The sequence below is a fragment of the Nostoc mirabile CHAB5784 genome (assembly GCF_020829645.1).
GTDB lineage: Bacteria > Cyanobacteriota > Cyanobacteriia > Cyanobacteriales > Nostocaceae > Nostoc > Nostoc mirabile.
On the sequence record NZ_JAIVFS010000060.1, the window covers coordinates 1 to 26,833 of the forward strand.

The window sequence follows — 26,833 nt, forward strand, 5'->3', positions numbered from 1 at the left end:
GTATCAAAAGTAGTGGGGGGATAGTTAAAATTAGCTTTGTTAATAATCAATACTTGGCACATGTAACTATTGATTATTAACAAAGTTTTATATTTGATTTGTTCAACAGTTTCGCACCGCGAACTAGACTAGGCAACAAGAAAAGACTCAGCAACGCTGAGTTGAAAAGAAACAGACTTCAGATATGAAAATCTACAGCACTAAGCAGATTCTGATTGCTCTTTGCGAGGCTTGGTTGTAGTTTTTTTAACTATGGGGTAGCGAATTCTACGTTCAATACTTTTCGGTTAAGAATTAAGCAGTATTAATAATGGCAAAATTGAGTGGCTGGCGTTGAGTACCAGTGCCACGATGAATAGGCTTTTTGGATGGAAACTTGGAACGAGTTTTTTTGACTAGTCGAGGATTGCTTCTATCTTGTCGAGGCGGAATCTTCTCAATCCTTTATCTCCACGATCAACCATGACCAAAAAAAGGGAGTTGTTCGCTGGAGAGATGCTGAAACTCAGGAATTGCAGCACGAATGACCTTGAGAGTACCAGTAAAACCCAAGCGCAGAGGGGAGATACCTGCTTGCTGGGAGGCTTGGAACATTAAAGACCGTACAGTACATACTCTGTGTTAGGCGAAAAGCAAATATTGACCCGCTTCATTGCAACTATGTTTTGGCTCAAATCAGGCGAAACTACCAAAAAGGCTGAAAACTATACAGGGCAGGCTTTTTCAGATTATCTTGCTTAAAATTACACATATCTCGGCTCAACCTCTAGTAGAGTGCTTTTACTTTTTAACTAGTATTTTTTCGGAATCGCCTTTTTTACATTTGTAGATTTGTGTGAGAATTACCTACAAAAATATCAATGTAAAAAATGCACATTAGCATCACGGATGACTTGAAGAAGCGGTTCCATGCCACCTGTGTCATGCGGGATAAGAAAATGAGCCAAGTAGTAATTGAGCTAATCGAGCAATGGCTCGAAAGCAACGAGTGTTCCCCAACTGGGAAGACAAAGAGCTAAGAAGCTAGTACCGAATTGATTGTCTTGCTACTAAAACCAGTTGAGTAAGAAAACTTTGTCAATTTATATAATCAGGTGCAACCAAAAAAAGTTATGTCCATATCTATATCACCCACTGGGCCTATAGAAGTTTTCTTCTCCTCCCCTACAAATGATTGTCATTCTTGTAAATGGTGATTTTATTGCTTGGAAGTCCCTAAAGATCAATCATGACGACATTTGAGGATGCATCGGCGGCAACCTCCGCATCCATCGTAAATGCCTGCGCCTTAAAGTGTTTCATTGCCTCCTTACTTATGCCTTTGCTTTGCTTGCCACTTTCGTCTGGGTCTAAATCGGGCTTTGTGTGCAAGCTAAACCTGGTATTAAAGAACCCCTCGCTATCTGTGTAGGTTTCATGCACCCAACGTTGGTCAAGAAGATTCCACAGGTCTACACTTACCCTCTGGTTGGCTAGGGCTGGCTTAATTGAACCAACCAAGACAACAGTCTCTTTAGAGGCTTCTCGTAGCCTAAGCTGGACTTCAACCCGTTTCATCACCGTCACACGAGCTGAAACACCACCAATGGGCAAACTAGTTGATGCTACAGGGTTTTTGTTAGCTAATAAATCGGTATACTGCCGAGGGATGTCACCAACAACACCAATTTGGGCGTGCGGTTTGATCCACTTATTCTCCTGTTTATGATCGCGGTAGACGCGATCATAATAGGCATAATCTTCAGTTGGCACGATAGTGAGTTGTAAATGCTTCTCACCCAAACCAGGTAAGATGACCCATCGGTGTGGAAAATGCACTAGAAATCCTTTGGGCACATTACGAACACGGAGCCAGATCAGTCTTTCTTCTTTGTGCGGATTACGAACGGTTACGGGGAGGATAATCGGGTCAGCAGGGCTACCGGACGCAGCTTGGAAGTCAAAGACGTTTTCTTGGGCGATGTTGTTGCCAAAAGAAATCTCGCCGAGTTGAGCTTCAGCGTAGAGCTTCAAGCAGGTATGTTGCCCTAAAATGGGTACCCAATTGACCATTACATCGGCGAAGTTGCCGTGAGTAATGGAGGAAACAACCTTGGTTTGCAGTGGTGTCCAGTTGCCGTTATCCCCAACTCCAGGAGGTGTCACTGTGTAGAAGGTGACTCGAACATTTTGAGCATCGTCACTCCCGTCATTGTGAACCCGTCCGATCAAGTGATTAATCGCCTTTACTTTGGGGCGGTCGCCATTGCCCTGTGGACGACCTTGGCTATCTAACGGCTGATCGAAATTACCAAATGGAATCCGATCAATCCAGAGATCAGGGGTTTGGTAGCTGGCATCCCACGGATCAATTCTCAAATCAAACCGACCACTTGGATCTGGGCTGAGATTTTGTGCCCACTCTACACGCACTCTACACACCAGAGGACTGGCTTGGACATTGTCATTCACCACAGAGATATTGAGAGTACGGGCTGGGTCGGTCGCTACGTCTCCCTGTTTCAACACCACCGAGTCATGCAGCAAGCTGATAAACCGCATTTGTTGATTGTTGTTGATGGTATCCGAAATGATTTTATAAACCACAATTCCACCTTGGTTTGGTGCAGTACCAACTGGAATATTCGGATCAAACACTTGACTAGTACTACCAGGGCGCTGGCGCACTTCGATGTAGTAGTAAAGCCCATTGGATACTCGAATACGAAGCATATGGTAGCGAGCGCCTGCTGTATTTTCACTCGTTCCATGCGCGACCAATTCGTATTCTCGACTGAAGGAATTGCGATCCCACTGTAAGTCCAAAATGTTTGAACTGTTGTACCAGCCAAGTTTGTCTAAGTGGTACGCCGAAAAGCAGGGATGAGAGTCGTGGTCGCCCATTATTTCAAATTTTTGGGCACTGGCGGCAGCGGGGTCTACGAGATCGGAAGCATAGACATCCTCGCCTAGAGTGGCAGCAGCATTTCCGATAGCAGTGAAGTTGGGCGATCGCACCAGATTGTGCCCCGTTTCATGGGCAAAGCGTCCCCAATCTGCCGACTCTTGAATCCAGACCAAGTTGACTTCATTCGTTGTTGTGATGTTGATGTGGGTATTGGTAGCATCATCATCAAAGCGGAAGTTTTGCGATGCCCCACCGCCCCAAGCTCGAATAAAATCACCATTGAGGCAAATCACCACACACATAATGCCGTAGTTATTGAGATTGAAGCCCTCATTCACAGCTCCTTGAGCGGCTTCTGCGGCAAGACGATCGCGCTTATCGGCGGCAATGTTGTCGATAGAAGCGTCAATGTATGTAGCTTTGTTACCTAGCAGCGGATTCCAGTTTGCCGTGACATCCACCTGCACATTCAGGCGGTTGTAACTAGTCTGTTGATAAAAGGTGCTGACGCTGCTCCATCTATTCAACAAATTCTGCCGTGCGGTTGCGCTTGGTGTGACATCCGATGGAGTCACTAAAGCGACTAGAACTCTAAGCGTACCTGTCGAGGGTTGATCACCTTGGGAGGGTAGTCCTGTTCCCTCAAAGCTAATCGGAGGTCCATCTTGCCCTGCACTTGCTTCTGGATAGGGCAGAATGGTAAATGGGTTTGTACTGGTTGCTGTTCGTGTCCCAACTTTGGCACTGACAAGTCCTGTTTTGGTTTGCGAACTTGTAATCACCATTAGCCGATTGGACTCAGCCTGAACAACAACTGCCGCTTCACCGCCGACCGTAACTTCATTTTCCCAGCGGGTGGTGGAAAAGTTGGTTCCATTGATTTCTAGCATAGTGCCCGGTAAGCCTGCCATTGGCGAAAAATCGGTAATGGATGGTCCGAGTACAAAAGGTATGAAATCGCGAAGATATTTCCACAATTCTAAGGGACTATCTAGGAGTTTTATGGCACTCTCTTTGAATTCAGATATTGTGGATATTTTTTTTTGTTGCATATGTAACCTTTTATTTCGAGTGGGTTAATATCTAACGATTCAACTGATTAATAAGAAAGTCCCTCAAATACTCAGGGCAAACGCACCTAATTTCTGAAACCATTGCTGGACAAGGATATTGATGAAAAAATAGCCTAAATTCTGGAACGCCCAAACCCTTGCTATTAAAGGATTCTTATACTTTAGATGCGTTTGCCCTGGATGAAAACCGGGATGAATATATTGAAGCAAGGCGCACGCAAGTTCACCGCGCCCGACTCCGACATAGACGAGGAGATCGATATCGTCTTTGCTACACTGCGCCTCATCCAAAGCCTGATTCACTGCATTGCAGAGAATTCCAATCGGTGTTTCACCGTGTAGAAGTTATTACTTATTTGTATTTGTTTAAAAGTATATTTAATAGTACCCTCAAGGGTACTATTGTTGGGGTAGTAAGTAAGCGGCAATAGACAGAGTTCACAATGTAGGTAAAAGTCTGCCATTTCTCCTTAAAAATTCTGTAATTAAATAGACATATCCTTAATATAAACAAAGTGGGATAATGAAAAACGGAGTAAAAATCAATACTTTTCACACTCCCTTTTTCGCGGACACCGGACATGAGACACCACAGACACTAAAGCTCCAAACCCTTATATAGTATAGACATCAGCAGACACAATCCCAGATACCACCGAGACACTTCGTGTCTGATACGTGTTTGCTAGACACCAATAATAAATCAGTCAATAAATAACCTCTTATCAGTTATCAATTTTTAACATTTTTACTCCAAAAATCATCAAGATCCCAATCATCATAAAAGACAAAATAGTGATTGTGGTGTTTGCACCTAAGAGAAAGCTAATGTATCCCGCTAAGGCTAAACCCAAAGAGCGAAAAGTGAATGACAGACTTGATTGGATTGCGAATACACGTGATAAAAATTCATTGGGTACTTTTTTTTGTAAAATAAAAGTCCAAATAACCTCAAATATTCCTACAAAAATGCCTTGAAAAAAAGCAACTATAGCTATTAAAAAAATATTCAATTGAAGAGTATAAAAAAGAGAAAAAACACACAAAAATATCAGGCTTATAAATACAGTAAATCCTGTTAGTTTCCAAGATACATAATTAGTGAGAACACTGGCACCTATTAAAATACCACAAGAGAATAGTGAAAAATATGCACCAAGAGTTTCTGAACCTAAATTACTATTACTGATAAGAACAGGAACGAGTACAGACTGAGGGGCAACTACCAGTAAATTTACTAGCGTCACGACTATAATTCCTGCAAACAGCCAACTCTTGCTACTAATTACTTTAAAACCCTCTACTATTTCAAGAGTAAATGAAGTTTTAGAGTATATGTTTGCGAGATGATCTACTTTGGCAGGCAGAAAAAATAAAGCAGCAAATAAAAAGGATAGACAATTTAAAATAAAAAAGCTTTTCGCACCTATCCAAGGGATAACAACACCAGCTAGCATTGGAGATACTATCTTTATAAACTGACTACTTGAGAAGCGCAGAATATTGGCTTGTTGTAAGTCATCCTTATCAACTATTGACGGTATTATTGAAGTAGAACTAGATTCAAATAAAGAAGTAGAAATACCTGCAATAAAAACAAAAATCAGTAGTCCTGAATATGAGAGCAGATTAAATGTAGAAAATAACCATAACAGGAAGAATATTAGACTGGAAATAAAATCACATATAATCAACATTTTTTTTCGGCTATATCTATCAGATAAAACTCCGCCGATGATTCCAAAAATAGCTTTGGGTAATGATGATATTAGAAGAACGATACTAATATATGCACTATTATTGTTTGATTCTAAAATATACCAGATAAGAGCAGTGCTATATGAAAAACTACCAATATCTGAGACTAGTTGTGAGAGCCAGAAACGAAAGAATTCTTTATGTTTAAGAGATTTAAATAAACCTATCATTGTCTCTTTCCTTAAAAAATATAGAAAAGCCAGGAGAAATATTATTCTCCTGGCTCGCATTTTATCTGCCGATATTAGCTTTCCTAGAGAGATTCTTTATCTGCACAGTAAGCTTTATGAAGGAGAGGAGGAGAAACATAGTTGAGGTTAGCGGATTTCGTATTGATGTACTTATCCTCTGAAGTAGCTGCCATAGGTATCTCAACTACTATGACTTCCTGTTGATAAGTTTCTGAGATTGTTTCAGATGTAGATACGGTCTTTGTAATTTCTGACATATTTAGCTCCTTTCTATGCTGTATGTAAAGGAATAATTTCCTGGCAATTTTCGTGAATTTCTAATTTTTTCTGTCGCCAATCACCTCCTCTGCTGTATCTAATAAAAACTTATAGGAGTTGAGAGTAGAATCAAAGCGTTTTATTAAGCTCCTATAAAAATCTTCACGGTAACTGCTAGGACAATCATTTTGTTGCATTATTCTTGTATGTATAAAATGATTGAGATGACATTTGCCGCCACAAAGATATTTCAAATCGCAAGTTCTACATAGTGGCAATCGCTCGACTGATGCATCATCAGCTTCCTGTGCGATTGCCTCAAATAGTTCTCTAACTCCATTTCTTAGAATATTTCCCCTTATAAACCGTGGTGAAAGACAGGGGGAAACATCCCCATTGGCATACACGGCAAAAGATTTTCCGTATCCACAATTTGAGCGTTTGGGTGTCGGGAAAGGCTTCCATTTATTACGTAGAAAAGGCTCTACAAGATGACTTAAAATTTCTCTGAATTCAGATGAAGATAATTTTTCGTCAGGATTATCTTCTCCACGCCCCTCAGCTACATAGTCTCCTAAGTTAACATCTACTTCAAAATTGAATGAGGATACTAGACTGTGCAAATGTTGTACTAGATCTTCTTTATTACGTTGCATTACAGTAATATTGAGAGCAATCCTTATTCCAAAGGAATTCATCACTTCTATATTTCTAATAGTCTGCTCAAAAGTGCCACGTCCTCTAATCGCGTCGTGTATTGTGGCACTCGCCCCATCTAAACTAACAGCAGCAAAATCTAGATATGGAGCCAAAGCCTCAGCTTTTTGTTTCGTCCACAATAAACCGTTAGTAATGATTGCTGTTTCAAAATTGTGCTTTTGTTTAGCAAAGACTAGCAATTCATTTAACCAAGGAACAGTTAATGGTTCACCACCGCTTATCGTTACGTGTACTTTCTCAAATTTTTCACGCATGACATTGAGAATGTCTTTGCACTCTTGTAAACCTATTTCATAAGAGAATGGTTTACCTGAAGATACGTAGCAGTGTGGACAACTTAGATTGCATTGGTTCGTTAAATGAAGTTGTACAACTCCATATTCTGTCTGCTCTTTTTGCGATGCATCTTGAGTGAAGTCAAAAGCAACTAATAATCGCAGGAGTGACTTTAACTTCTTCGTAGCTGCCTCATTCTCGAAACCATAAGATTGAAGAACATAAAGCGAATCTTTTAGATTTGCTCCCCTGTGCATACGTGTAATTACTTCAGTAAATACATCATCTAAAACGATCCAAGTCGGTACTGTGGTAGCGATAAATAAATGTCGATTATCAATAAAATGATGCGTAATATCGCTTGGAATAGGAAAGGTTTGGTTCAAATCTAAAGTCAATTGATTGGTTATCATATACTTATTAGCACTTAACTTTTAAGGTTTTTAGGTTATTTTTAGGGAGAATTAATAGTAAAATACTAGTTTAATAAACTGCGTAATCGAAAATTGCTAAAGTTACAAAACCCCTATCCTAATCTTTTAAGTAACTTGAGGTGATTATTCATTATTTCTAAAGTAACACTCGTAGTTTTACCGTCGAAATAACCGACATTGTGGTTTTGTGTTTGAGATTTAGCCTGTTGCAGCAAAAACAGATTTTTTACCTTGCTTTAAATATAATTAAGGCAAAAGTATTTGGATAAATCTTCCATCACTCATTGGTACGCGGTCAGTAATCTTACTGTTGAATATGAGTTATACATTAAATTAGAAGTTAATGTTACACATCCACATTTTCTGCATATTTGCGTGCAGTTTTCATACCTGAAGAATGCACAAAAGTGATCGCCTGATTGCAGAAAACTGCATAATTAGCGGTGGAAGCTGTTGTCTACAGTTGATATCACACACTGATAGCAACAATTTATCAACCGAGGGTATAGAAGCGAGTGTAGACAATTCGGCCGCAACAGGAGCAAAACCCCAATATCCAGGCCCCCTGTGCTAGATAATGTGTGTGGTATTGGAAAATTCCTTTTTCAATACCGTAGCCTGGGTCTGACTTTTCACGGGATGTGGAAAAGGAGAATTGGTTCGCGGATATTATCCGCGAACCAACAAGAGAGAAAAATGACTTGTGATTTTAGATATTGTCGTGGTCTGACTTTTCACGGGATGTGGAAAGTCAGTGAGGCTGAGTCTCTTGTTCTGGCATTTTTTTAATATTGTAATTAGTTTGATGGCGATCGCGTTTTAGGGTGCGATCGCCATTTTCCTCTAAGAAATTGCCTGTTCTACTACATCAAGTAACTTTCTTGATAGCTCTAACCAACGCTTTACCCTTGGATTTGTTTCGACTGCTGAGTAAATTGTGGAGGGGTCAACTTCCCAATTCTCATAGGCTGCAAGTTTAACAACAAATACATGCTCTAGTTGGTGACGTTGTTCTGAAGTGTACATTTTAGTTGAGTGCAGCTGCGATCGCATAACTGTTGCTCATGGTAACTTGCCGCGATCAACAAACTCACCAGCAGCCAACGAAAGTTCAAGCCTTTTTTTCCGAGCTTGATACTTTAACCAGCCCAAAATTTTTAATTCAACGTAGTTGGCTTCGACGTTGTGCTGTTTACATAAGTTTTCAATGTAAGCGTCGTAAATTTGATTTATTCCAGGATTATTTGCAAATAAATTCAAAGCATAAGTCAGCAAATCTGATTCAGTAAAGCCTATCTCTTTAGCTTTTTGCAAAGCTAAATCATAATTGTTCCCTGGCACAAAGCAAGGAAACTCAGTGGTATACCATCCTGGGTCTGCTGGCTTAGGGATAATCTGCCTACTATAAATCGATTCGTCTGTCAAAAACAGAGTTAGCGCAGATTCCGCTATTTGGGATTTGGAATAGGTTAAGACTGTTCCTCTAAGAACTGCTTTATAGTAAGTATCTTTAGGAACAAAAATATTAGAAAGCTCTATTGTGTTCTCTCTGACAGAAACTACTTCTTCTCCATTAATTTTTCCGAAATCCTCGTGAGTTTCTAGAAAATGTTGTAGTTGCTCAATAGTTCTGGGTACAGGCATTGTGTTATTCCTTGCGATATTTCCTTGTTGGCAACTTACTCATTATTTTTAGACTCATTCTCTATGCGTTGCTTTCTTGTCCGGCGGTAAATTTCTACTTTGTTCCGGCTTTCTGCTTCTGCATAAGCTCCAGCCTTTAAGCAATCAGCAGCCATAGACGAAAGCGACTGCCCACTATCAGAGGCTAATTCTTCCAGCAATTTTTTCAAGTCGTCCGATATGGTTACATCGATTTTTGCCATTATTATTTTAATCTACCGTCATTCTACAGCTTATATGCTTCAATATGATTAATTGTGCCTCAGATTAGCAGTACAGTGCTAAGATAGTCCACAAAAGTTAAAGCGATCGCACCCCTGACAAGACTGCGATCGCTCCCGCTCGTAAGCAGTTCCCCCAAAAGCACTTGGAGGCAGTTTTATTATGGAACAAAATAGCGACTTTATTGTAAAAGCCTTATCATTGCAAGATTTCCTCATTAAGCACCCAATGAAGCATGAGGATTTGGCAAGGTTGTTAGGCGTATGTGTTGATGCAGTCAACTCCTGGTCATGTGGTAGAAGAACTCCACGACCTCAAATTTTGACGCATTTAGCAACACTGGATGAACGATTTATAGAAAATCCATTGATGAGAGAAAAGTTTATTAAATCTGTACCTTGTACAGTTTCTTAGAGGATTAAATCAAAAATTGTACATTGTACATTGCTGTCATAAGACAGCTTTTTTATTGTTAAAGCAGTCTAGAAATAGAATTGCTTATGTCATTAACATTCAGAGAGGCAAAAGCCCAATTAGAGGCTAATAATGTTGGAGAACTCCGCGCAATTTTAGAACAAGTTGGTAGACCAACTACTGAGCCAATTTCTACAGAAGATTTTGAGATGTTGAGGGCAATCTACCCCAAAACTTTGCAGGGTGTCACTGTACAAGATGCGCTTAACTCATACAATGAAACACCTCAAAATAATGTACCTGCTGTCAATGAAATGCTCAACACTTTGAGACAAGAATTTCTTGCAAGTGGTGTGGAGGATGCTTTACGGCGAGATGCTAAAAGCTTTTATATGCTCTACTTTCAGATGTGGGGCGACGCTGTGAGAAGCCCAGAGATCCTAAACGATCCAGATATTAAAGCAGCTTATAAAGGTGCGACAATTTCCACCTTAGAAGCTATGCAAGAAATTAATCCTACTTTTTTGATGAGCTTCAGAAACAGGCTAAGAAACAAAGGCTTTCTACCATCAGTAAATCAGCCTCAACTGATAGAGGCAGGGATAGATATTCAGGAGGCGGCTTGATGGAATTTCTAGTTATTAGTGGTGCGATCGCTCTCTCAATTATTCTTGTAAATTACATCATGACCAAGCCGCAGGAGGCGCAGCAATGGCAGATACAAAGCTTAATCAAATAAGCGAAAAACGCGGTCTTGGGGTTTCCCCAAGTGGAGCGATTTTTCAAGAGAAGTTAACTTACACAGCTGTAGACTTGGCGAAAGAATTGGGAACAAGTGACACAAATATTAGAACTAACTGGCTTCCCAAACTTGAAGAGGTTTTCTGGTGGAAGGTCGCAGACTTAAAAGATAGTGACAGGTTTACTGCCTGGGCTAGAGAAGAATTCTTCAATCTTCAGGCTGCTATTAGTCCTAAAGTTCCTATGCGATCGCCTGACTCCATTATCCTCCGTGATGATAGTGGAAAACCTCTAATGAAGTCTAACTCTGACCGCATTGGCATTGAGGCATATAAACAGCAGATTTGGGAACGATACAACCGCCGACCTGAAAAACGGGTGGACGCTCCGGCTGAAATTGTACCTGTAGAAGTGCTTGATGCTGACATCATAGAGCGTGAAGAAACAGCACTTACTAATATTGACAGTTTAGGTAACTTTCTTGACTTAAACCTCTCAAATTGCATGCAATCCGGCAGGGCTTTAGGCAATGAGATCGGGGCAATTTTCTTAGAGGAAACTGCGAAGTCCGCAGATGAAACTATTAGAAACGGGTTGAATACTTTGGGAAAGGCTTTAAACCCACGCTCCCGCCGCAAATCTTAAAGTGGTTTTTCTTACAAAGTTGGGCGCACGGAAACCGTGACACACCCACTTTGCGCTCTGCTCACGACTTTGTGCTTGCGATCGCACTTGGTCTTATTTGGTTCTGTCAATTCACCATCTCAGGTTACTTACACGCCTGGGGTCAATCACTTTATAGGAGTTACGAACATGGCTACAGCAAAAACTCAGACTCAATCAACTCAAACTGAATGGATTGATGAAATGACTTATCAAGCTGGTGTACATATTGAAAAGGGGAAACAGCGCTCTAATACTCTTCGTGGAGAACGTGCCAAAACTCGTACAACTCAAGTTTGGGCAGATAAGCAGGAAGTGAAAACTGAACGCCAGGAAACTCAACTTAAAACTGAGCAAACTAAACTGCAAACTGATAAGGAAAAATTAGCGATCGCTCAAACTAATCTCAAAGGTACTCAGGCTGCGGGTGTACTCAACGAGATTGGATGGCGACAAAGATTAGTTAAGAAATCCTATGCAGTTGGGATAAATCCCTGCTCTATGGCGAAAGCGATCGCTCCTACTACTGCTGAGGTGATTGATTTAGTAGGAACTGTAACAAGTAAAACCAAGGTTAAAGAAGAAGTTAAATAGCGAAAAGTCTGCCGGGGGGATACTCCCCCCGGAGAACTTTTCAAGACAAATCTTCTGTAATGAAATGAATCCTACTTTATATGTGGTGGTACTAACCACCACTTTCTTAATGCTTGCATCCTTAATATTTGATTTATTTACTTGGGTATCACTAACTAACAGAATGCTGCTTATCTCCCTGATTCCTAGCACAATTCTTATAGTTTTAGGCTTGATTATATCGCTTAAGAAATGACTATAAAGCGACTATTACAGTACTTCCTAGCCTCAATCAATATTGCTGCTGCTGTTGCTCATCCTATTTTGAATGAGGAGTACAGTATATATACTCGTGGTTTAGGAGTATTGTGTGGGTTGTTGTATTGGAAAACTTCACCCAATATATTTGAAATTATTAATAATCTTAACAATCATCATTCTAACCTCAAGAAAGATATTAAACGGCTTAATTCAGAACTAGAGATATTACCTCGAAAGCTTGATGATTTAGCACGTATAAAACAGCAAGAATTAGATAATAAGCAAGCTGCTATTATTGCTCGTGAAGAACAGTTACACTCATCAATAGAGGCAGCTAACAGAGCATTAGCTAAACGTGAACAAGAATTATTAGAAAGTATTGAGGTTACTAATTCTGAATTTGAAAAGGATAAGCAAAGATTCTTAGAGGAAACGGATGTTGCGATCGCTTTGGGTCAATCTAAAATTGACCTCTTGGAATCTGAAATTGATGAACTGCGATCGCTTCTTGCACAGTATGAGGCCCCAGCGCTGCCAGAAGGTTCCAGCTTTGAAATGATTCTTGTCCGTCACTGTATGGAACTATTACTTAATAAGCGGGTGGTTTGTGAATTTAAGGGGGTATCCCTTGACCCTGATGGCTATGTAGTGGCACGGCTTAAGCCCCAGGATGGGGGACAGAAAGCAATTGAGAAATGGGCTAATTATTTGCATATTGAAATGGAACTCGCCGAAGCTCCCAAGTTTGCAACTCTGCGTGGGGCAGTGCAGATATGGCTAAAACCGCAAGAAATGGTCAGGCTACCATCTTTACCCTTCGACGGAGAACCCCCAAACCCTTCGCCGAACCCTCCACCGAATCCCCCAAACCTTCGAGTAATAAAGACTGAATCTTATGATAATTTTGCTCAAAGTCCTATGCAGCAAACATTTACACAAAGTTCGCCCCAACCCAATAAAGAGTTCGATGAAAGGCTGATGGGGTTCGTAGAACCAAAGGCGAAGCTTCCCCCCTATGGAGCAATCAGGCAAATAGAGCGTGATTGGGTCGGTTATTTGTGGTGTTTCCACGACCCAGTTATCAGAAACCAAAAGGAAATTATCTTCAGGACTTGGGGTTATAAGTCGGGCGATGGTGATGGCTTCCAATCGGCGCGGGCGCGGCTGCACCAGATTTTGAGAGATGCAGGTATTCAACCAAAGACACGAGACAGGAGGATTATTAATGAATAGTTTAGATTTTTGCGATCGCTATCTCCCTGATTACTGGGCAGAACGAGATTTACAGCTGCTTATTCAAAAACGGCTACAGCGTTGGTGGTTTCTCGCTGCCCCTGATGAGGTGAGGGTCAAAACTCCTGCATCAACAAGGCGAATTGACATCAGCACTTGGTTAACGGTCTATGAAATTAAGAAGTGGTTGACCCGTGACAATATTTTTCATGCTGTAGCTCAAACTGAGCTTTACACTTTCTACGGGCCTAAACTGATGTGGGTATTTCCTAAACGCCGCGTAGTTGTAGGTCTTGCACCAACAGACGAGTCAGAGTATGAGCAAGCCTCACGGGTGGCGCGAGATTTCCGACGTATGGGTGTAGAGGTTATTTTCCTCAATGAAGTGGGGCTAGGGTTTGAAGTGCCGGAGATTGGAGGAGCATTGTTAATTGCAGGAATAATTATTTTAGTAGTTGCGATCGCAATCTATTTTCTATCGGGAAAACTAAGCTTATAAACAATTAGTTATTAATACTATGACAACTGCATTAGACCTTTCAAAATTATTATACTGCCGCAATTGCGAAATGAAAACCCATCATTACAAGGATTTAAAATATGATTGGGGCTACAGCTGTCGCATTTGCCAAACTTGGCAACATCAGAGTCAATTGATATCTATTCAACTTTCTTTATGCAGCTAAAGCAATTATTGAGGCGATAGGTAGTGAATATGTTAATTACTGTGACGGCACATTAGAAGAGTTTATCGAAGCTGCCCAAGCTTTAGATATGGAATATGATTATCAAAAAACTATCGACGGGTACGATTTTAAGGCATGGTATCCAGGTGATGAAGATAATGAAGCCAAGATATGTTTTTAACTAATTTCTAATTTCTTTATTCCAAAGGAAAGGTAAATAACTTGTTAATACTAAATGAAAAACAACTTGAATTTTTGATAATTGTAGATATGCAGGATGATTGGCATCCAGCCTACTTTCTTGAAAAAGTTGCAGAACATTATGAAAATAGTGAAGAAAAACCTTTTGATAGACCTGACTTTGAAAATATGATGACAAGGCTAAAAACGCTCACGACAGAAAGAATTGTTAATCTTCAAATTGCACTGTGCGCTTTTGGAAATATATGATCGAATTATCTGACGCCTTAACAATTCTCGCAACCAGCCCAGTCGCTAAGGATAGAGAAGTGATCGCAATTTGCACCACATATAAATATCCATATCAATATAAAGAAGAAAGCCCATGCTTATATGATGGAACAAGATATGTCGGCAAAACTAAGAAGCAATTAGCGATGTCTACGGCGGGCTGCGCCTACGCTACTCCTCACTTTTCCTCTAAGAAAATATGAAAGCACGAACGATAACAGCAACATTTAAATACTGCAATTCAGGTACTCAAGAAATTAAAACAGTTAACTGCTTATTTACTGACAGAAATGAAAAGTATGAACTGACAAAGGTTTTTGTAGTTGAATTTGGATATGAAGTATTATTTTCAAAGGATGATAATACATTTTTAGTTAATGACTAGTTGTAGTGCGATCGCTCTACCAAAGCGTTCGTTACTCATCCTCTAAGAAAAACGACACAGCACACTATTACAATCTTCTATAACATCTTCGCCTTCTGGCTTGAAGACAATTAGATACCAGTTAAAGTTTCCCTTCTCTCTGTAGCACTCACAACGAGCAGGAAACCATTTTTCTGATATCAAAACTTCCAGACAATCACCTGCATGGATAGGTTTATCCATCAAATAAAGGCGGCTTCCACCGCTTTCTTGCCGTAGCTCTAGGTGTTCCATAATGCGTAGTTTACCACCGTAGGTATCGCTCCTCCTTTCCTCTAAGAATCTTGGCATGAAAAAGCCTGATAGCATTGGTTATGGTCTACACAAGCGATCGCTCCTATCTTTGCTGCCCTGCTATCCGGTTGCAAGGAAAGTGAGCTTTTATTTAAAAGGGCTGGGAATTGAGTACCAGTTCCAAAAGGGGACTTGTCAGCTTCCCTCAAATCAGCCACAGAAGTAGGATGACGTAATCATCAAGATGCAAGCGCGTAGGCGTAGCCCATCGAAGATATCGCTTCTCATTCTTAGAGGATGGAGAGCGTAGGCGCAGCCCGCCGTAGGCATCGCTCCCCCGATTTACAAGCGAGGAAAAATACTGAGTGCGAATCATCCCGTCAGCAGTACGATTGTGGATTACTTATCAAAATATTACTGTGCGAAACATGGTTTCCTAGAATGCCTATTTTGATAAGTGATGTCTACTAGTACCGTTGCACCATTGGTTTTGAGGATTCCGCCACCACTGACGGAACACCCAGCGGGCGTTTACCTTTCTTCACTTTCGCCGGGGTCGGAACCGACGATGAAGCGATCACTCTCCCTAATTGCTCAACTCTTGACTAATGGTGAGGCTGATTACCTAACTCTCGACTGGGCAGAATTACGCTACAAACACACCGCCGCCATTCGTGCAGCACTTATCAAAAACTATGAACCCGCAACGGTTAACAGGGTGCTTTGTGCGCTGCGGCGAGTTCTCAAAGAAGCGTTGAGATTAGAGTTAATGTCACCCGTCGATTACGCCAGGGCGGTAGACATCCAGAGTGTGAAGGCTAGAAAGGAGTTAAGGGGACGGGCATTAAGCCAGGACGAGATTGATTCTTTGATGACGGTTTGCTTTGGCGATCGCACCCCTGCCGGATTCCGTGACGCTGCCCTGATTGCCATTCTGCGCGGTGCTGGTCTGCGTCGGTCTGAGGTGGTCAAGCTGGATTTAAAGGATTTCAAATCTGATGATGGGGAAATAAAGGTTAGGTCTGGTAAGGGAAAGGTTGACCGGACGCTTTATTTATCCCCAAGCGCGGCTGCATCAGTTGATGATTGGATTGAAATTAGAAATAAGGCAGCTGGCCCACTGCTGTGTCAGGTTAATAAATCTGGTCGTGTTGTTCAGCAACGACTCACGCCCCAGGCGGTGTTATTCATCTTGCAAAAGCGGGGTGAAGAAGCTGGTGTAGAGGCATTCTCGCCCCACGATTTACGGCGCACATTTGCATCAGATTTACTAGATGCTGGAGTGGATCTTGCTACTGTTCAAATGATGCTTGGTCATGCTACCCCAGCCCAGGCTGCACGATATGACCGTCGGGGAGAGGAAAGAAAGCGCCGTGCAGGTGCTGTATTGCAGATTTTAGAGCGGGTAAGGGCAGTTTCTTAGAGGAAAAAGGCGCAGTTTACCGCCGTAGGTATCGCCGATTTATTCAGTACAAAATGTTATTTTACCGGATGGTAAAGTTCAGTTCTAGCATCCCATTCCCACCCCACACTCATCGGGTCACGGTTACGCGACCAGCTGATAAATTCTTTGGGGCTTAATTTTTCTGTTTCTACAATCAGGCTTTGGGGACTAACAGCAAGTCTTGGGGCAAGACTTGAGCTTGTCCTGGGTTGTAGTTCAACTTTGGGCTGTTGGTTAAATAAAGCTTGTCTCTTCGGTCTGGCGCTGTTATATCTACCAGAAGCTATCGCCCGTTCCATTTGTTCGAGCTTCTTAGTAATCACCTCTAATTTGGTTTCTAGCTTCTTCTCCAGCTGCAAAACCGATTTACTGCTTGGGGCAACATCGATATCAATATTGCTATCAAATTTTGATATTAATTCTTCTAAACCTTGCAGCAAGGCAATTGTATACCCTTGGCGATGCAGCCGCGATAGTTCTTTGACTACTGGAATTAGGGCAGTAGGGACGCGAATCATTTCGCTTGGTGGGGTCTTGTCGTCAGCCATTTGATATCAAATTTGATAGCAATGAAATAATTGTAGAGCCAAAGCGATGTCTACTTTAAGGGGCTGCTCGGTGACGCTATTTTCTTAGAGGAAATTTGAGCAATAGGGGGAGCGATCGCTCTTGTATTGAAAAACTGGACATCCCCTCCAAAATGGTGATGATTAATTTAATCTGCGATAGTAGCTAAAATTTATGCGTTTAATCAATCATTTTTGGGCTTTGGCTGTTGCCACTGGGCTAGTTGCTCTGTTGGGGTGTTCGCCAGCACCAAGCCAGCCACCAACATTAACTCAGTCGCCAACACCGACAACAGAAAAACCATTACAGCCAACGCCGATTGTACCTACTAAATCCTCAATAAGCCCTCACCTGCTGTTGGGAAATCCCAGCAGTGCAACTCCCACAAAGCTTACGCCTGATAATTACCTCATGGTAAAAAATCAATATGCGCTCTCTTACAACAACAGTAAGGGAACTGCCAACTGGGTGGCTTGGCAGTTAAATAAGTCATGGCTGGGTGATGCAGAGCGCCAAAATAACTTTCGTCCTGATAATACTTTGCCTGCGGGTTGGGTGCGGATAACTCCTTCTATGTACTCTGCTTCTGGATATGACCGGGGTCACATTGCACCATCGGGCGATCGCACCAAAACGGTAGAGGATAATTCCTCAACTTTCCTGATGACCAACATGATGCCGCAGACACCGGACAACAACCGAAACACTTGGGGGAATTTAGAAGACTATTGTCGAGAACTGGTAAGTCTTGGAAAAGAACTTTATATTGTAGCTGGGCCTGCGGGAAGTCAAGGTGAACCCCTCAAAGGTAAAGTGACGGTTCCTCAAACTACTTGGAAAGTCATTGTTGTATTAGACACCCCAGGCTTTGGGCTTAACGGCATTACTGCTAATACTCGTGTCATCGCGGTTAACATCCCTAACCAGGAAGAATTAAATAATGATTGGAGAGCTTACAAAGTAAGTGTTGATGAATTAGAAAAACTCACAGGCTATGATTTTATCTCTAATATTTCCCCAAATATTCAGGAAGTTATTGAAAGCAAGGTAGATTCGTAAACAACTCAAGTTTCTACAATTTGTGTAGAAATTCCTGCTAAATTTCCTGTCGGGGTTTGGCCAACTACATAAACATCAATCTCTTTGTTGCCGAGGCGATACACCTGCAAATTAGTCAGGTTTTCCTTAAGTGTCTGCACAAGAGCTTGAAATTTGTTGACGGTTGCTTTTTCTTCTTCGCCGTGCCATTCTTCAGGAGTTGTCACCACTTTAAAAAAATCGTCAACCCCCACAATTTTAATGGGTGTATCTTCAGGGTGATTTGTCTGTTGTGCAACTTTCTCTGGTGTAGCAGGCGGTGTAGCTGACCATAAGAATGCTTCTAAGGGGTACTCCGACTCACTCATCATAAGTAAACCATTCGCTGCTGTACGAAGCTGGTCTAAGATTTCTGAATTAGTTTTAGTCATAAGCACTTAATAGAGCATAGTTTACCGCCGCAGGCATCGCACATAAAATAGTATCCATCTCGCCGTGCATCCACCACACCCGTAAGCCGCATTTAACCGAGGCGATCGCTGCTTGGCAGATTTACAGATGAATTACTGACTCATTGGGAGGTAAATAAAACTCTACGGAATACGTGCCATCATAAGGCAGTTTTTATCCATGCCTCTTAATCTACCATCTCTATGTACCTAAATTTTTCGGTAACGTTTTAAATCCTGTGAACGGTTACAAATCTTTTACTGCAATCCTGCTATACTTTCCCAAGTTTTTCCTGTACTCAAGTTATTAGGAAGTCCACAATGTCAACATCTAGTGATGCACAGCAGCAGATGTATGAGGCTTATGCTTCGTCATATGCCATTTTTTTAAAAAATTGGCAAACCCAGCGACAAGCAGCTTTAGATATGCTTGAGAAGCATTTTAAAAGCAACCTTTCTAAGCAAACTGAAGTTTCATCGGTGCTAAGTGTTGGCCCTGGCCCTGGAGAGTTCGATAAGCAACTTATCCACTTCCTTCAGCAATATATCCCTAAAGGGCAAACTTTAAAATATGTAACAGTAGAGCCTAATCATGTTCATCGGCAGATATTTGAAGCAACGATGCAATCTGCTGGTCTTGGTGAAGTGGACTTAGAAATGCATCCAGTTACTATTGAGGATTTTCATACTTTGGAGCAGTTTGACTGTATTCATTACACGCATTCTCTTTACCATATGCCTGGGTTCGAGAGGCAATTAATCCTTGAGTCGCTTAATATGCTCAAAGACAGAGGAGTTCTTGTCATCACTCTAGACACAGAAGAAGCAGTGATATTCAAATTGATTGCACAATACGCCGAAGTAGTTGGTAATCAGGAATACTGGCAAGGGGATTCATACATAGAAGCAAAGAAGTTACGTAAAATCATAGATGACATCGGTCTGTCGTATAAATTTGAAAGTTATCCCGAATATTTGGATGTTTCTGCTTGCTTTGAGCAGAATTCCTCTGAAGGTAGAGTGTTGATGGATTTCCTCTTTCAGGCTAACTTACGTAACGCTTCTTGGGAGTTGAATCAGCGGCTACTTTCCTTGGTTGACGAAGTGGCGTTTGAGCAGAATGGCCGCAAAATGCTGTATTTGCCGACTGGCACATTTTTGATTCCAAAGCAATAGGCCAAGTGCAAAGCACACCGAATGTGGTAAGCGCAGCTAGCGGGAGCAGGCAGGGCGATAGCACTTCCCTTATTTTCGGTCCTGAAGGGGTGAGCGCTTCGCGTTATTGGTTCGCCCTACACCGAGTCATCCAGAAAGCCGCACTCCGGGCTGTGTAGTCGCGGTCAAACTCATACCCGCACTGGGGACACTTGCCAGTAAACATAGGATGGGTATCTAGCAGTTCTAGCTGTTGCTGTTGCGTCCGGCGCTGTTGTGGTTGGGCAATCAGTTCGCCGTTATAGTAGGTTGCGCCTTCTGGCTCCCACAGTTTCTCTGCTTGGGCGTTTGGGTCTTCTCGAAAGTCTAGGCAACTGTTACCATCTACCCCACCAGGATGGACAAGACAGACAATGTGCGGGTTGTGAGTGTAGAGGAGGCAGCGATGCCTATGGCGGGCTATTCGGCGTCGCAGTCTGGAATTTTCATAGTACCAGTGTACTGAAGAAGGGGCAAGCGATCGCTCGTGTGCAACTTTGACTCTAAGAACGGGCGGGAGCGATGCAAAAGGTGGACTGCGCCTACACCTTACAGTTGTGACACGTAATCTGTTAACAGTGACATCAATTTGTTAAACATGACATCAATTTGTTAACAGTGACAAATAATTATTTAATATATGTTTCGGCATATCACCAGTTTATCCAGTACAAGTAGCGATCGCATATTTTTCCTCGCTTGAATTTTGTGTGGGCTGGAGCCTTATGACTAACTGATGCCTTGGCAATCCGCAGTAACTATTGACTATGGACTGTTGACTATGGACTAATGACGGCAGGACTAATTACCATGTGACCAATGACTAACCGCTCAATTCATGTTGTAGCTCCTGAATGTGGCAATACCTAATAAAGTAGAACAACTCAAAGCAATATTATTGGGACTGATTGAAGAAACTTTACTTGAAGCAGGTGTGATTAAATATGAACTTTTACAAAATCAATCAGATCCAACAGATTTTACTTTTGTAGAAGAGTGGGAAGGAGCGGCAGCACTGGATACTCATTTAGCGTCACCCCATCTGCTCTTCAGCAATAGCCAAGCTAGAAGGATTAATAGCTGCGCCACTAGAAGATATCCGCCGTTATTCTATTTTGGCTGCGATCGCCTAGTATCCAAGGAGTGGAATCTTGAAATGGTTGCAGACAGGACAGTTGGTTCTTTAATTCTTCTCACCGGGGCAATAGGGCGATGCCTCCGGCGGGCGGGTACGCTATCGCTCCTCGGTTCTGGGGGAATTGCGGGGGCGATGCAAAAGGCGGTAAACTACGCACCAAAGGCAATTTTGACTCGCTTGATTTCCAGAGGTAAACTACGCCCTATTATTCCCCATCCTTAACCTCTAACTGATAAATCCGCATCGATGGGTATTCGTTCATCATCCGCCAGTAATACCCAGTAGGCAGCGACGACACCCTACCACCGCAACGGTACAAAAAGATTGGCTCACCCCGGTGCATAGCTTTTTTCATCACTTGCTCTAAACTGGGGTCTGGGCGATCGCTGTTGTACCAAATAATATGCGCTTTTCCCAAGTAACCCGCATTTAGCAGACTAGCAAACAGCCATTCCATCAGCGATTGAATTTGCTCTTGGCTAACGCCGCAGCTTTGTTGTCCGTAGCTATCAATTGTTGGCTGGGCTGGTTTGGGTTTGAGGAAGTTTAAGAATTTCATGAGGGTGAGAAACGCAACTATTACCAGAGTTCCCATTTGTTGAGGCGATCGCTTCGCTCTTAACTGACTTTCCCCTAGAACTAGCTGCGATCGCTATCCTTCTTCTTTTCTACTCTAGTTCTGCCTCTAATTCCTTGAATTCTTTGTACTGCTTATCTTTGTGCTGCCAGTATTTATTTACTGTTTCTTTAGCTGCAACTGCACTTTCATATTCTGTTCCACCTTGGAGAGTTAATCTTTCTCTTACTTTTTTCCGAAGGTCAGAGATGATTTTACCGTTAACTTTGCGAGTTTTAGCCCAATCTAAAATAGTTTGTGGATAAGAACTAGTGCCAATATATTTACCTTGAATAATTTCTGGTAGACTGTAACCTTTTAGTTCGCTTACCCAATAGTAAATAAATTTAAGTTTCTACAGCATTACCTTCAAATAATATTAGTTTGCTGCCTAATTTTTGTAAATTACTATCTAGATTTTCTAAAGACTCAAACAAAAACCGCACCCGTGCTTTACCGACATCAACCCATTGATAAAACCAAGGGTCAATAATGAAGAATGGTAAAACTGCGGCATTATTAGCAGACGCTAAAGCAACAATTTCGTTGTCAGTCAAACGTAAGTCTCGACGAAACCACAGAAGGTGCATAACTCAATTTTCTATATCAATTAATAATACAATTGTACTAACAAATTTTAGTGGTGGAACTAGAACCATGACCTACGCCTACAGTATGAACGATGCGGTGCAGGTAGCCAATCAGGCGGCTACTGACGTTGAGGCGTGGTTGTGGGGAAAGTCAGAAACAAGGAGCGTTGTTAATGTTGAAGATGACCCAGACTACCAGCGCAGAGATATTGACCTCATTTGGACAACGCACAGTAGCGAAATTTTGATTGAGATTAAGGGCGATAGGTGGAATAAAACTCGTAACCTGTTCTTTGAAACCCACAGCAATTTAGAGAAAGGAACCCCCGGCTGCTTTATGTACACTGAAGCAGATTGGCTATTTTATTACTTTGTTAATACTCGCCAACTGTACAAGCTACCGATGCCAAAAACGCGGGAGTGGTTCTTGATTACTATGCGGCGGTTTCGGGAGCGCTCGACTACAACGCCCGTGGGGGGCAGTCACTACACGACTGTGGGGCGGCTTGTGCCGATTACTACGGTGATGCTGGAAGTGGCGGGGATTAAGATGGAGCAACTGTAGGGGGCGAGGGGGCGATCGCTATTGCTTGTATAAGTTCTCTTACCAAACAGCGTAGGCGTAGCCCGCCTTCGGCATCGCTTGCCTCCTGCCACTGTTTTATATAGTACTGTTGTATCAGCAAAGCTGCTTAGAGAAACCTTATAGTCCCCACCGATTAAGTGTGGGGATTTTGCTTTGTTGGCAAGGGTGATAGGGTTAAGTTGCATTCCATACCTTTTGATTGGACGAAATTGCTTTAAATTTTGTTAACCCAAAAAATTTACGAGTTTTTGCGGAGAGCGCACAAGCCTGGGTGTAGTTAAGATGTGTCAAATGATATATCATCTGCTACGTCAAGTTTGTTCTTTGGGTTCACAAGCTTAATGACCACAAAAAAACCTTTGGAAATAAATCAGTCAGAAGTTGGCAAGTTCATTCGTGAACTCAGGCTATTGACTGGGTTGACGCAAGAACAGTTTGCAGCTGCTCTGGGTGTCACTTATCCCACAATCAACCGTTGGGAGAATGGACGCGCTAAACCATCGCCCTTGGCGATGAAGCTGATAGAGCAGAAGCTACGGGATTTGGGTGAACCAGGTCAGGATTTAAAGCAGAAGTATTTTGGTGAGCAAAGGTCAGGCCGTAGAGCAATAGGAAGCAGAGATTGACGATAGGGCGGCTCATCTGTATAAGCTGACGGCTGAAGAAGTGAAGATTATTAAAAGATAAGACTTATGCAATATATTGAACACAAAGTTGGCGAATTAGTTGTTAGCCAACGTAAATCAGATGGTTATATTAGCGCAACAAAATTAACAAAAGCGTATGAGCAACAAGTTGGCAAATATAGAAACCCTAATCAATGGTTTGAAAAAGATAGAACTATTGAGTATTTAGAACTTTTATTTAGTAAAACTGGAATTGAGGTTTATGACCTTGTGCAGAAGAAAGGAGAAGGTAAGAGCAGGGAAGTTTGGATTCATCCTAAGCTTGCTGTTTCCTTTGCCATGTGGCTCTCACCTGAGTTTGAAATGATGGTATCTGAATGGGTAGAGCAATGGCTTTTCACTGGTCAAACTCCCACTCAAGAACCTGTAAATTTACATCCTTACCAGCGTGTTTGGTATGAACGCTTAATGATGTTTGAGCAAAAGACAACATTACCAAAGGGTACATGGTGCGTTTTTGAAGAAATAGGCAAACTAATGAGGAAATTAGAGGCTAAAGGAGCGCCTTTACACGATAGAGCTACTGTTGATGGTTCAGTAGGTAGAACGTGGTGTCATTGGCTAAGAAAGAACGGAAGTGACACTGATTTTGAGCAATATATTCATTGTTACCCAGATAGCAGGGGTGAGCAGCTTGCAAATATTTATCCCTATGAATTATTAGGAAAATTTCATGAATGGTTAGAAGAAACTTACATACCTGAAAAGTTCCCTGAATATGTCAGGAAGCTTGTTAGTCCAGAAGAGTGCAAGTTAATTTCAGAAGCTATTGGTTATGAAATTAAACCAATTATTAAAAGGCTTAAATCAAGTAATTCCTCAGATAATAATAATTAAATTTAATTCTTTATGTATAGCAATGAACTTAACTCTCAACAAAGTGCGATCGCCAAACATACCAAAGGCTCAATTTTAGTACTTGCTCCAGTTGGTACAGGCAAAACCCGTGTTTTGGCAGAGCGAGTTCTATGTGCAATAAATAGGGGCATACCTCCTCAAAGGATTCTGTGCCTAACGTTTACGAACCGAGCCGCTAAAGAAATGAGTGAGCGGCTATCTCAGTATTGTCCAAATCAATTATGTGATTTGACAATTAAAACTTTTCACGGTTTGTGTACCTCTATGCTGCGGATCGAGGCTCGTCAGCTTGGATTACCAGCAGATTTTGTAATCTACGATGATGCCGACTGTATTGAACTAGTCAAGGAAGTTTTCGATCTATCGAGTGATAAAGATGCTCAACAGTTATTTTTTAACTTGGCTAACTGCAAAACTGTGGCTAGCGATCGCCAATTATCCCTGGATTATCCATTAGAAAAACTGTATGCCCCATTAGGCTCTAACTATGATGCCAAACGTGCTGCTCAGTATCAATCTGTTCTACAAAAACGTCACGCTTTAGACTTTGCTGATCTGGTGTTTTATGTCCGGGTGATGTTACACCATGAACCGGAGATTAGCCAACGTTGGGCAGATAAGTTTGATTTTGTCCAGGTTGATGAAGTTCAAGATACTCATCTTTCGGAGTACGGCATCGTTAAGCATCTAGCAGCTAACAGTGGTAATCTGGCGATGATTGGAGATTTAGATCAGACCATTTATGAATGGCGAGGATCTGAGCCGGATAAAGTAATTGAGCAATTTAAGCGTGACTTTAACCCCGCAGAGTATTCCCTAACCTGGAACTATCGAGCAACAAAAACACTGCTAAACGCGGCTTCTGGGTTTGCAGATTCATTTGAACACCGAAAAACAAAGATTACACCTGCTCCTGATTGTGAAGTAGGAGAACTGATTCAAGTTCATTTAGCGAACAATGAGCGAGCAGAGGCAGAGTGGATTGGTAGACAAATCCAGCAACTAGCAGCCAATGGGAAGGATTTTGTCTACAGCCGAGTAGCAATTCTTGCCCGCAGTCATAAACGCACAGAAGTTGTCAGTCAGATGTTGGAGCGCATGGGTATTCCTTGCGTCACAGTTGAGCGATTCCAATTTTTTATACGGCAGGAAGTTAAAGATGCACTTGCTTATTTGCGTCTTATCTTGAACCCTTTTGATGCAGGTTCGATGCGTCGAATGTTGCTTCGCCCCAGTCGTGGAATTGGTGACGCAACCATAACAGGAGTAATTGAAGAAGGAAAGAAATGCGGCTTTAATTTGACTGATATGGCATCGAGCCGGACGTTTATTAACGGTGATCCGTTCAGTGAACTTTTGACAACCTATTCATCTAGTACAGTAGTTGTTTTTGATGTAGAGACAACAGGATTTTCGGTCAGCAAGGATGAGGTTGTAGAAATTGCCGCAATCCGTCTATTTGAAGGGAAACCACAAGCTGAGTTTCATGCTTATATTGCTAATACTGTCAGTGTTGGTGACTCAGAGCAGATACATGGACATAGCGATCGCTTTCTAGCAGAACACGGTAGACCTGCTAAAGATGTTTTCTGTGAGTTCTTCGAGTTTGTCGGGAGTTCCATACTGGTTGGGCATAATGTGGGCTTTGACATCAAGATGGTGACTGCCCAAGCCCAAAAAGCTGGTATCACTGCTCCAAAACTGCAATGGGAGGACACGCTAGATATAGCAAATCGCTTTATCGAATCTGACCGTTACAACCTAGAAGCATTGGCAAAGCATCTAAATCTTGCACACCTGCCTAGTCACAAGGCAATGGATGATGTGCGAACCACAATTGACTTGCTAGCAGTACTAATTCCACTTATTGAGCATAAAGCCGATTACCGTCAGGCATTGGTGTATCGCTATGGAGAGGCGTTTGAAGGATTCGCCGAACAGATAGATAACTGGCGGGATGCTAGCCAAAGGCTACGACCTTCATATCTACTGGATAAATTGCTTGTAGAATCTGGACTCTACAGTTATTACCAAGTAGAAGAAAAACACCTCAAAAACCTTCTCCATCTTGTACGGATTTTTCAGGAACGGGATGAGCCAGATTTGCACCCTGATACGGCTTTACGTAGCATCCTTGAATTTACTGCTCTGGCCAAAAATTTAGATCAAGTTTCTCAGGACGATAACCAAGTTCCTATGATTACGGTTCATCAGTCCAAAGGTCTGGAGTTTGACAGTGTTTTCATTGCAGGTGCTACCGAGGGTGAATTCCCTAATTTTTTCAGTGTTCGTGACAATAAGTTAGAGGAAGAAAGGCGGTTATTTTATGTCGCAATGACGAGGGCAAAGCAAAAGTTATTTATATCAGCTTACTCAAGAGATACAAGAGATTTTCAGAAAAAAACTAGTAGTTTTATAAGTGACATACCAAATCTTTTGCTCCGCTATAGCTAATTTTTAAAAAG

29 protein-coding genes and 2 pseudogenes are annotated in these 26,833 nt (G+C 41.8%); 17 read left to right on the plus strand and 14 right to left on the minus strand.

What is annotated here, in order from left to right:
* Nucleotides 1–456: 456 nt before the first annotated feature.
* From LC653_RS28685 to LC653_RS28725, 9 genes and pseudogenes are all read right to left on the minus strand, one after another.
* Nucleotides 457–609 (minus strand): annotated as a pseudogene (locus tag LC653_RS28685) (IS4 family transposase); the annotation flags it as partial.
* 606 nt (nt 610–1,215) lie between these two features.
* The gene (locus LC653_RS28690) at nt 1,216–3,939 is read right to left on the minus strand and encodes an IPT/TIG domain-containing protein (protein WP_229498050.1); all 2,724 of its coding nucleotides are present in this window, start codon (nt 3,937–3,939) and stop codon (nt 1,216–1,218) included.
* Nucleotides 3,940–4,002: 63 nt separating this feature from the next.
* On the minus strand, nt 4,003–4,263 hold the full coding sequence (locus LC653_RS28695; RefSeq protein WP_229498051.1) for a hypothetical protein: 261 nt from the start codon (nt 4,261–4,263) through the stop codon (nt 4,003–4,005).
* A gap of 422 nt (nt 4,264–4,685) precedes the next feature.
* Complete coding sequence (locus tag LC653_RS28700) at nt 4,686–5,888, minus strand: MFS transporter (RefSeq protein ID WP_229498052.1); 1,203 nt, start codon at nt 5,886–5,888, stop codon at nt 4,686–4,688.
* 338 nt (nt 5,889–6,226) lie between these two features.
* The gene (locus LC653_RS28705; RefSeq protein WP_229498053.1) at nt 6,227–7,576 is read right to left on the minus strand and encodes a radical SAM/SPASM domain-containing protein; all 1,350 of its coding nucleotides are present in this window, start codon (nt 7,574–7,576) and stop codon (nt 6,227–6,229) included.
* 65 nt (nt 7,577–7,641) lie between these two features.
* Nucleotides 7,642–7,773: pseudogene (locus LC653_RS28710) on the minus strand (transposase); the annotation flags it as partial.
* 667 nt (nt 7,774–8,440) lie between these two features.
* Nucleotides 8,441–8,650 (minus strand): hypothetical protein, encoded by a 210-nt coding sequence (locus LC653_RS28715; RefSeq protein ID WP_229498054.1) that lies wholly within the window; start codon nt 8,648–8,650, stop codon nt 8,441–8,443.
* Between the two features lie 9 nt (nt 8,651–8,659).
* On the minus strand, nt 8,660–9,241 hold the full coding sequence (locus LC653_RS28720; protein ID WP_229498055.1) for a hypothetical protein: 582 nt from the start codon (nt 9,239–9,241) through the stop codon (nt 8,660–8,662).
* A gap of 35 nt (nt 9,242–9,276) precedes the next feature.
* A complete protein-coding gene (locus tag LC653_RS28725; RefSeq protein WP_229498056.1) occupies nt 9,277–9,483 on the minus strand; it encodes a hypothetical protein in 207 nt (68 codons plus the stop codon).
* Between the two features lie 181 nt (nt 9,484–9,664).
* Here LC653_RS28725 and LC653_RS28730 point away from each other — a divergent pair, with 181 nt between their 5' ends.
* From LC653_RS28730 to LC653_RS28760, 7 genes are all read left to right on the plus strand, one after another.
* A complete protein-coding gene (locus tag LC653_RS28730; RefSeq protein WP_229498057.1) occupies nt 9,665–9,916 on the plus strand; it encodes a helix-turn-helix domain-containing protein in 252 nt (83 codons plus the stop codon).
* An 86-nt stretch (nt 9,917–10,002) separates the two neighbouring features.
* The gene (locus LC653_RS28735; RefSeq protein WP_229498058.1) at nt 10,003–10,542 is read left to right on the plus strand and encodes a hypothetical protein; all 540 of its coding nucleotides are present in this window, start codon (nt 10,003–10,005) and stop codon (nt 10,540–10,542) included.
* A gap of 85 nt (nt 10,543–10,627) precedes the next feature.
* Nucleotides 10,628–11,302: a hypothetical protein gene (locus LC653_RS28740; RefSeq protein WP_229498059.1), complete on the plus strand. Its 675-nt coding sequence runs from the start codon at nt 10,628–10,630 to the stop codon at nt 11,300–11,302.
* Between the two features lie 168 nt (nt 11,303–11,470).
* The gene (locus LC653_RS28745; RefSeq protein WP_229498060.1) at nt 11,471–11,914 is read left to right on the plus strand and encodes a hypothetical protein; all 444 of its coding nucleotides are present in this window, start codon (nt 11,471–11,473) and stop codon (nt 11,912–11,914) included.
* A 231-nt stretch (nt 11,915–12,145) separates the two neighbouring features.
* Complete coding sequence (locus tag LC653_RS28750; RefSeq protein WP_229498061.1) at nt 12,146–13,387, plus strand: hypothetical protein; 1,242 nt, start codon at nt 12,146–12,148, stop codon at nt 13,385–13,387.
* On the plus strand, nt 13,380–13,886 hold the full coding sequence (locus LC653_RS28755; RefSeq protein ID WP_229498062.1) for a hypothetical protein: 507 nt from the start codon (nt 13,380–13,382) through the stop codon (nt 13,884–13,886). The genes LC653_RS28750 and LC653_RS28755 overlap by 8 nt, the downstream gene beginning before the upstream one ends.
* A gap of 409 nt (nt 13,887–14,295) precedes the next feature.
* Nucleotides 14,296–14,523, plus strand: coding sequence for a hypothetical protein (locus LC653_RS28760; protein ID WP_229498063.1), 228 nt, complete (start codon nt 14,296–14,298; stop codon nt 14,521–14,523).
* A 448-nt stretch (nt 14,524–14,971) separates the two neighbouring features.
* Here LC653_RS28760 and LC653_RS28765 read toward each other — a convergent pair whose 3' ends face one another.
* Nucleotides 14,972–15,259 carry a DUF5348 domain-containing protein gene (locus LC653_RS28765; protein WP_229498064.1) on the minus strand — a complete coding sequence of 96 codons (288 nt, stop codon included), beginning with the start codon at nt 15,257–15,259 and terminating at the stop codon, nt 14,972–14,974.
* Here LC653_RS28765 and LC653_RS28770 point away from each other — a divergent pair.
* Both LC653_RS28770 and LC653_RS28775 read left to right on the plus strand, forming a co-directional pair.
* Nucleotides 15,258–15,428 carry a hypothetical protein gene (locus LC653_RS28770; RefSeq protein ID WP_229498065.1) on the plus strand — a complete coding sequence of 57 codons (171 nt, stop codon included), beginning with the start codon at nt 15,258–15,260 and terminating at the stop codon, nt 15,426–15,428. The two genes, LC653_RS28765 and LC653_RS28770, sit on opposite strands and share 2 nt — an antisense overlap.
* 234 nt (nt 15,429–15,662) lie before the next feature.
* Nucleotides 15,663–16,625: a tyrosine-type recombinase/integrase gene (locus tag LC653_RS28775; protein WP_229498066.1), complete on the plus strand. Its 963-nt coding sequence runs from the start codon at nt 15,663–15,665 to the stop codon at nt 16,623–16,625.
* Between the two features lie 56 nt (nt 16,626–16,681).
* Here the strand turns inward: LC653_RS28775 and LC653_RS28780 are convergent, their stop codons facing one another.
* Nucleotides 16,682–17,194 carry a hypothetical protein gene (locus tag LC653_RS28780; RefSeq protein WP_229498067.1) on the minus strand — a complete coding sequence of 171 codons (513 nt, stop codon included), beginning with the start codon at nt 17,192–17,194 and terminating at the stop codon, nt 16,682–16,684.
* Nucleotides 17,195–17,387: 193 nt separating this feature from the next.
* On the opposite strand from LC653_RS28780, the gene LC653_RS28785 reads away from it, so the two are divergent.
* Nucleotides 17,388–18,272, plus strand: a complete 885-nt coding sequence (locus tag LC653_RS28785; RefSeq protein WP_229498068.1) for a DNA/RNA non-specific endonuclease — start codon at nt 17,388–17,390, stop codon at nt 18,270–18,272.
* 5 nt (nt 18,273–18,277) lie between these two features.
* On the opposite strand, the gene LC653_RS28790 is transcribed toward LC653_RS28785, so the two are convergent.
* Nucleotides 18,278–18,682, minus strand: coding sequence for a nuclease A inhibitor family protein (locus tag LC653_RS28790; RefSeq protein WP_229498069.1), 405 nt, complete (start codon nt 18,680–18,682; stop codon nt 18,278–18,280).
* A gap of 339 nt (nt 18,683–19,021) precedes the next feature.
* On the opposite strand from LC653_RS28790, the gene LC653_RS28795 reads away from it, so the two are divergent.
* The 3 genes from LC653_RS28795 (at nt 19,022) to LC653_RS46985 (ending at nt 21,254) form a co-directional block, all read left to right on the plus strand.
* Entirely contained in the window at nt 19,022–19,876 is an 855-nt protein-coding gene (locus tag LC653_RS28795; RefSeq protein WP_229498070.1) for a methyltransferase domain-containing protein, read from the plus strand.
* Nucleotides 19,877–20,131: 255 nt separating this feature from the next.
* Nucleotides 20,132–20,395 (plus strand): hypothetical protein, encoded by a 264-nt coding sequence (locus tag LC653_RS28800; protein WP_229498071.1) that lies wholly within the window; start codon nt 20,132–20,134, stop codon nt 20,393–20,395.
* A 355-nt stretch (nt 20,396–20,750) separates the two neighbouring features.
* Nucleotides 20,751–21,254, plus strand: a complete 504-nt coding sequence (locus LC653_RS46985; RefSeq protein WP_308189154.1) for a putative quinol monooxygenase — start codon at nt 20,751–20,753, stop codon at nt 21,252–21,254.
* Here LC653_RS46985 and LC653_RS28815 read toward each other — a convergent pair.
* Both LC653_RS28815 and LC653_RS28820 read right to left on the minus strand, forming a co-directional pair.
* Nucleotides 21,238–21,627: a hypothetical protein gene (locus tag LC653_RS28815; RefSeq protein WP_229498073.1), complete on the minus strand. Its 390-nt coding sequence runs from the start codon at nt 21,625–21,627 to the stop codon at nt 21,238–21,240. The genes LC653_RS46985 and LC653_RS28815 overlap by 17 nt on opposite strands.
* 368 nt (nt 21,628–21,995) lie before the next feature.
* Nucleotides 21,996–22,238 carry a deoxyribodipyrimidine photo-lyase gene (locus LC653_RS28820; RefSeq protein ID WP_229498074.1) on the minus strand — a complete coding sequence of 81 codons (243 nt, stop codon included), beginning with the start codon at nt 22,236–22,238 and terminating at the stop codon, nt 21,996–21,998.
* Between the two features lie 67 nt (nt 22,239–22,305).
* Between LC653_RS28820 and LC653_RS28825 the strand changes: the two genes are divergently transcribed.
* The 4 genes from LC653_RS28825 to LC653_RS28840 all read left to right on the plus strand — a co-directional run bounded on the left by LC653_RS28825 (nt 22,306) and on the right by LC653_RS28840 (nt 26,822).
* The gene (locus tag LC653_RS28825) at nt 22,306–22,803 is read left to right on the plus strand and encodes a hypothetical protein (RefSeq protein ID WP_229498075.1); all 498 of its coding nucleotides are present in this window, start codon (nt 22,306–22,308) and stop codon (nt 22,801–22,803) included.
* Nucleotides 22,804–23,165: 362 nt separating this feature from the next.
* Entirely contained in the window at nt 23,166–23,450 is a 285-nt protein-coding gene (locus LC653_RS28830) for a helix-turn-helix domain-containing protein (protein WP_229498076.1), read from the plus strand.
* A 66-nt stretch (nt 23,451–23,516) separates the two neighbouring features.
* On the plus strand, nt 23,517–24,347 hold the full coding sequence (locus LC653_RS28835; protein WP_229498077.1) for a KilA-N domain-containing protein: 831 nt from the start codon (nt 23,517–23,519) through the stop codon (nt 24,345–24,347).
* Nucleotides 24,348–24,359: 12 nt separating this feature from the next.
* A complete protein-coding gene (locus tag LC653_RS28840; protein WP_229498078.1) occupies nt 24,360–26,822 on the plus strand; it encodes a 3'-5' exonuclease in 2,463 nt (820 codons plus the stop codon).
* The last annotated feature ends 11 nt before the right edge of the window (nt 26,823–26,833 follow it).

What these genes read in the sequence shown, in the direction of transcription:
- LC653_RS28765 (WP_229498064.1), bottom strand. Translation starts at nt 15,259, where the DNA reads ATGCCAAGATTCTTAGAGGAAAGGAGGAGCGATACCTACGGTGGTAAA.
- LC653_RS28785 (WP_229498068.1), top strand. Translation starts at nt 17,388, where the DNA reads ATGCGTTTAATCAATCATTTTTGGGCTTTGGCTGTTGCCACTGGGCTA.
- LC653_RS28715 (WP_229498054.1), bottom strand. Translation starts at nt 8,650, where the DNA reads ATGCGATCGCAGCTGCACTCAACTAAAATGTACACTTCAGAACAACGT.
- LC653_RS28775 (WP_229498066.1), top strand. Translation starts at nt 15,663, where the DNA reads ATGTCTACTAGTACCGTTGCACCATTGGTTTTGAGGATTCCGCCACCA.
- LC653_RS28740 (WP_229498059.1), top strand. Translation starts at nt 10,628, where the DNA reads ATGGCAGATACAAAGCTTAATCAAATAAGCGAAAAACGCGGTCTTGGG.
- LC653_RS28690 (WP_229498050.1), bottom strand. Translation starts at nt 3,939, where the DNA reads ATGCAACAAAAAAAAATATCCACAATATCTGAATTCAAAGAGAGTGCC.
- LC653_RS28830 (WP_229498076.1), top strand. Translation starts at nt 23,166, where the DNA reads ATGACCACAAAAAAACCTTTGGAAATAAATCAGTCAGAAGTTGGCAAG.
- LC653_RS28790 (WP_229498069.1), bottom strand. Translation starts at nt 18,682, where the DNA reads ATGACTAAAACTAATTCAGAAATCTTAGACCAGCTTCGTACAGCAGCG.
- LC653_RS28750 (WP_229498061.1), top strand. Translation starts at nt 12,146, where the DNA reads ATGACTATAAAGCGACTATTACAGTACTTCCTAGCCTCAATCAATATT.
- LC653_RS28795 (WP_229498070.1), top strand. Translation starts at nt 19,022, where the DNA reads ATGTCAACATCTAGTGATGCACAGCAGCAGATGTATGAGGCTTATGCT.
- LC653_RS28755 (WP_229498062.1), top strand. Translation starts at nt 13,380, where the DNA reads ATGAATAGTTTAGATTTTTGCGATCGCTATCTCCCTGATTACTGGGCA.
- LC653_RS28725 (WP_229498056.1), bottom strand. Translation starts at nt 9,483, where the DNA reads ATGGCAAAAATCGATGTAACCATATCGGACGACTTGAAAAAATTGCTG.
- LC653_RS28735 (WP_229498058.1), top strand. Translation starts at nt 10,003, where the DNA reads ATGTCATTAACATTCAGAGAGGCAAAAGCCCAATTAGAGGCTAATAAT.
- LC653_RS28770 (WP_229498065.1), top strand. Translation starts at nt 15,258, where the DNA reads ATGAAAAAGCCTGATAGCATTGGTTATGGTCTACACAAGCGATCGCTC.
- LC653_RS28700 (WP_229498052.1), bottom strand. Translation starts at nt 5,888, where the DNA reads ATGATAGGTTTATTTAAATCTCTTAAACATAAAGAATTCTTTCGTTTC.
- LC653_RS28840 (WP_229498078.1), top strand. Translation starts at nt 24,360, where the DNA reads ATGTATAGCAATGAACTTAACTCTCAACAAAGTGCGATCGCCAAACAT.
- LC653_RS28815 (WP_229498073.1), bottom strand. Translation starts at nt 21,627, where the DNA reads ATGGGAACTCTGGTAATAGTTGCGTTTCTCACCCTCATGAAATTCTTA.
- LC653_RS28820 (WP_229498074.1), bottom strand. Translation starts at nt 22,238, where the DNA reads ATGCACCTTCTGTGGTTTCGTCGAGACTTACGTTTGACTGACAACGAA.
- LC653_RS28720 (WP_229498055.1), bottom strand. Translation starts at nt 9,241, where the DNA reads ATGCCTGTACCCAGAACTATTGAGCAACTACAACATTTTCTAGAAACT.
- LC653_RS28745 (WP_229498060.1), top strand. Translation starts at nt 11,471, where the DNA reads ATGGCTACAGCAAAAACTCAGACTCAATCAACTCAAACTGAATGGATT.
- LC653_RS28730 (WP_229498057.1), top strand. Translation starts at nt 9,665, where the DNA reads ATGGAACAAAATAGCGACTTTATTGTAAAAGCCTTATCATTGCAAGAT.
- LC653_RS28835 (WP_229498077.1), top strand. Translation starts at nt 23,517, where the DNA reads ATGCAATATATTGAACACAAAGTTGGCGAATTAGTTGTTAGCCAACGT.
- LC653_RS28705 (WP_229498053.1), bottom strand. Translation starts at nt 7,576, where the DNA reads ATGATAACCAATCAATTGACTTTAGATTTGAACCAAACCTTTCCTATT.
- LC653_RS28780 (WP_229498067.1), bottom strand. Translation starts at nt 17,194, where the DNA reads ATGGCTGACGACAAGACCCCACCAAGCGAAATGATTCGCGTCCCTACT.
- LC653_RS28825 (WP_229498075.1), top strand. Translation starts at nt 22,306, where the DNA reads ATGACCTACGCCTACAGTATGAACGATGCGGTGCAGGTAGCCAATCAG.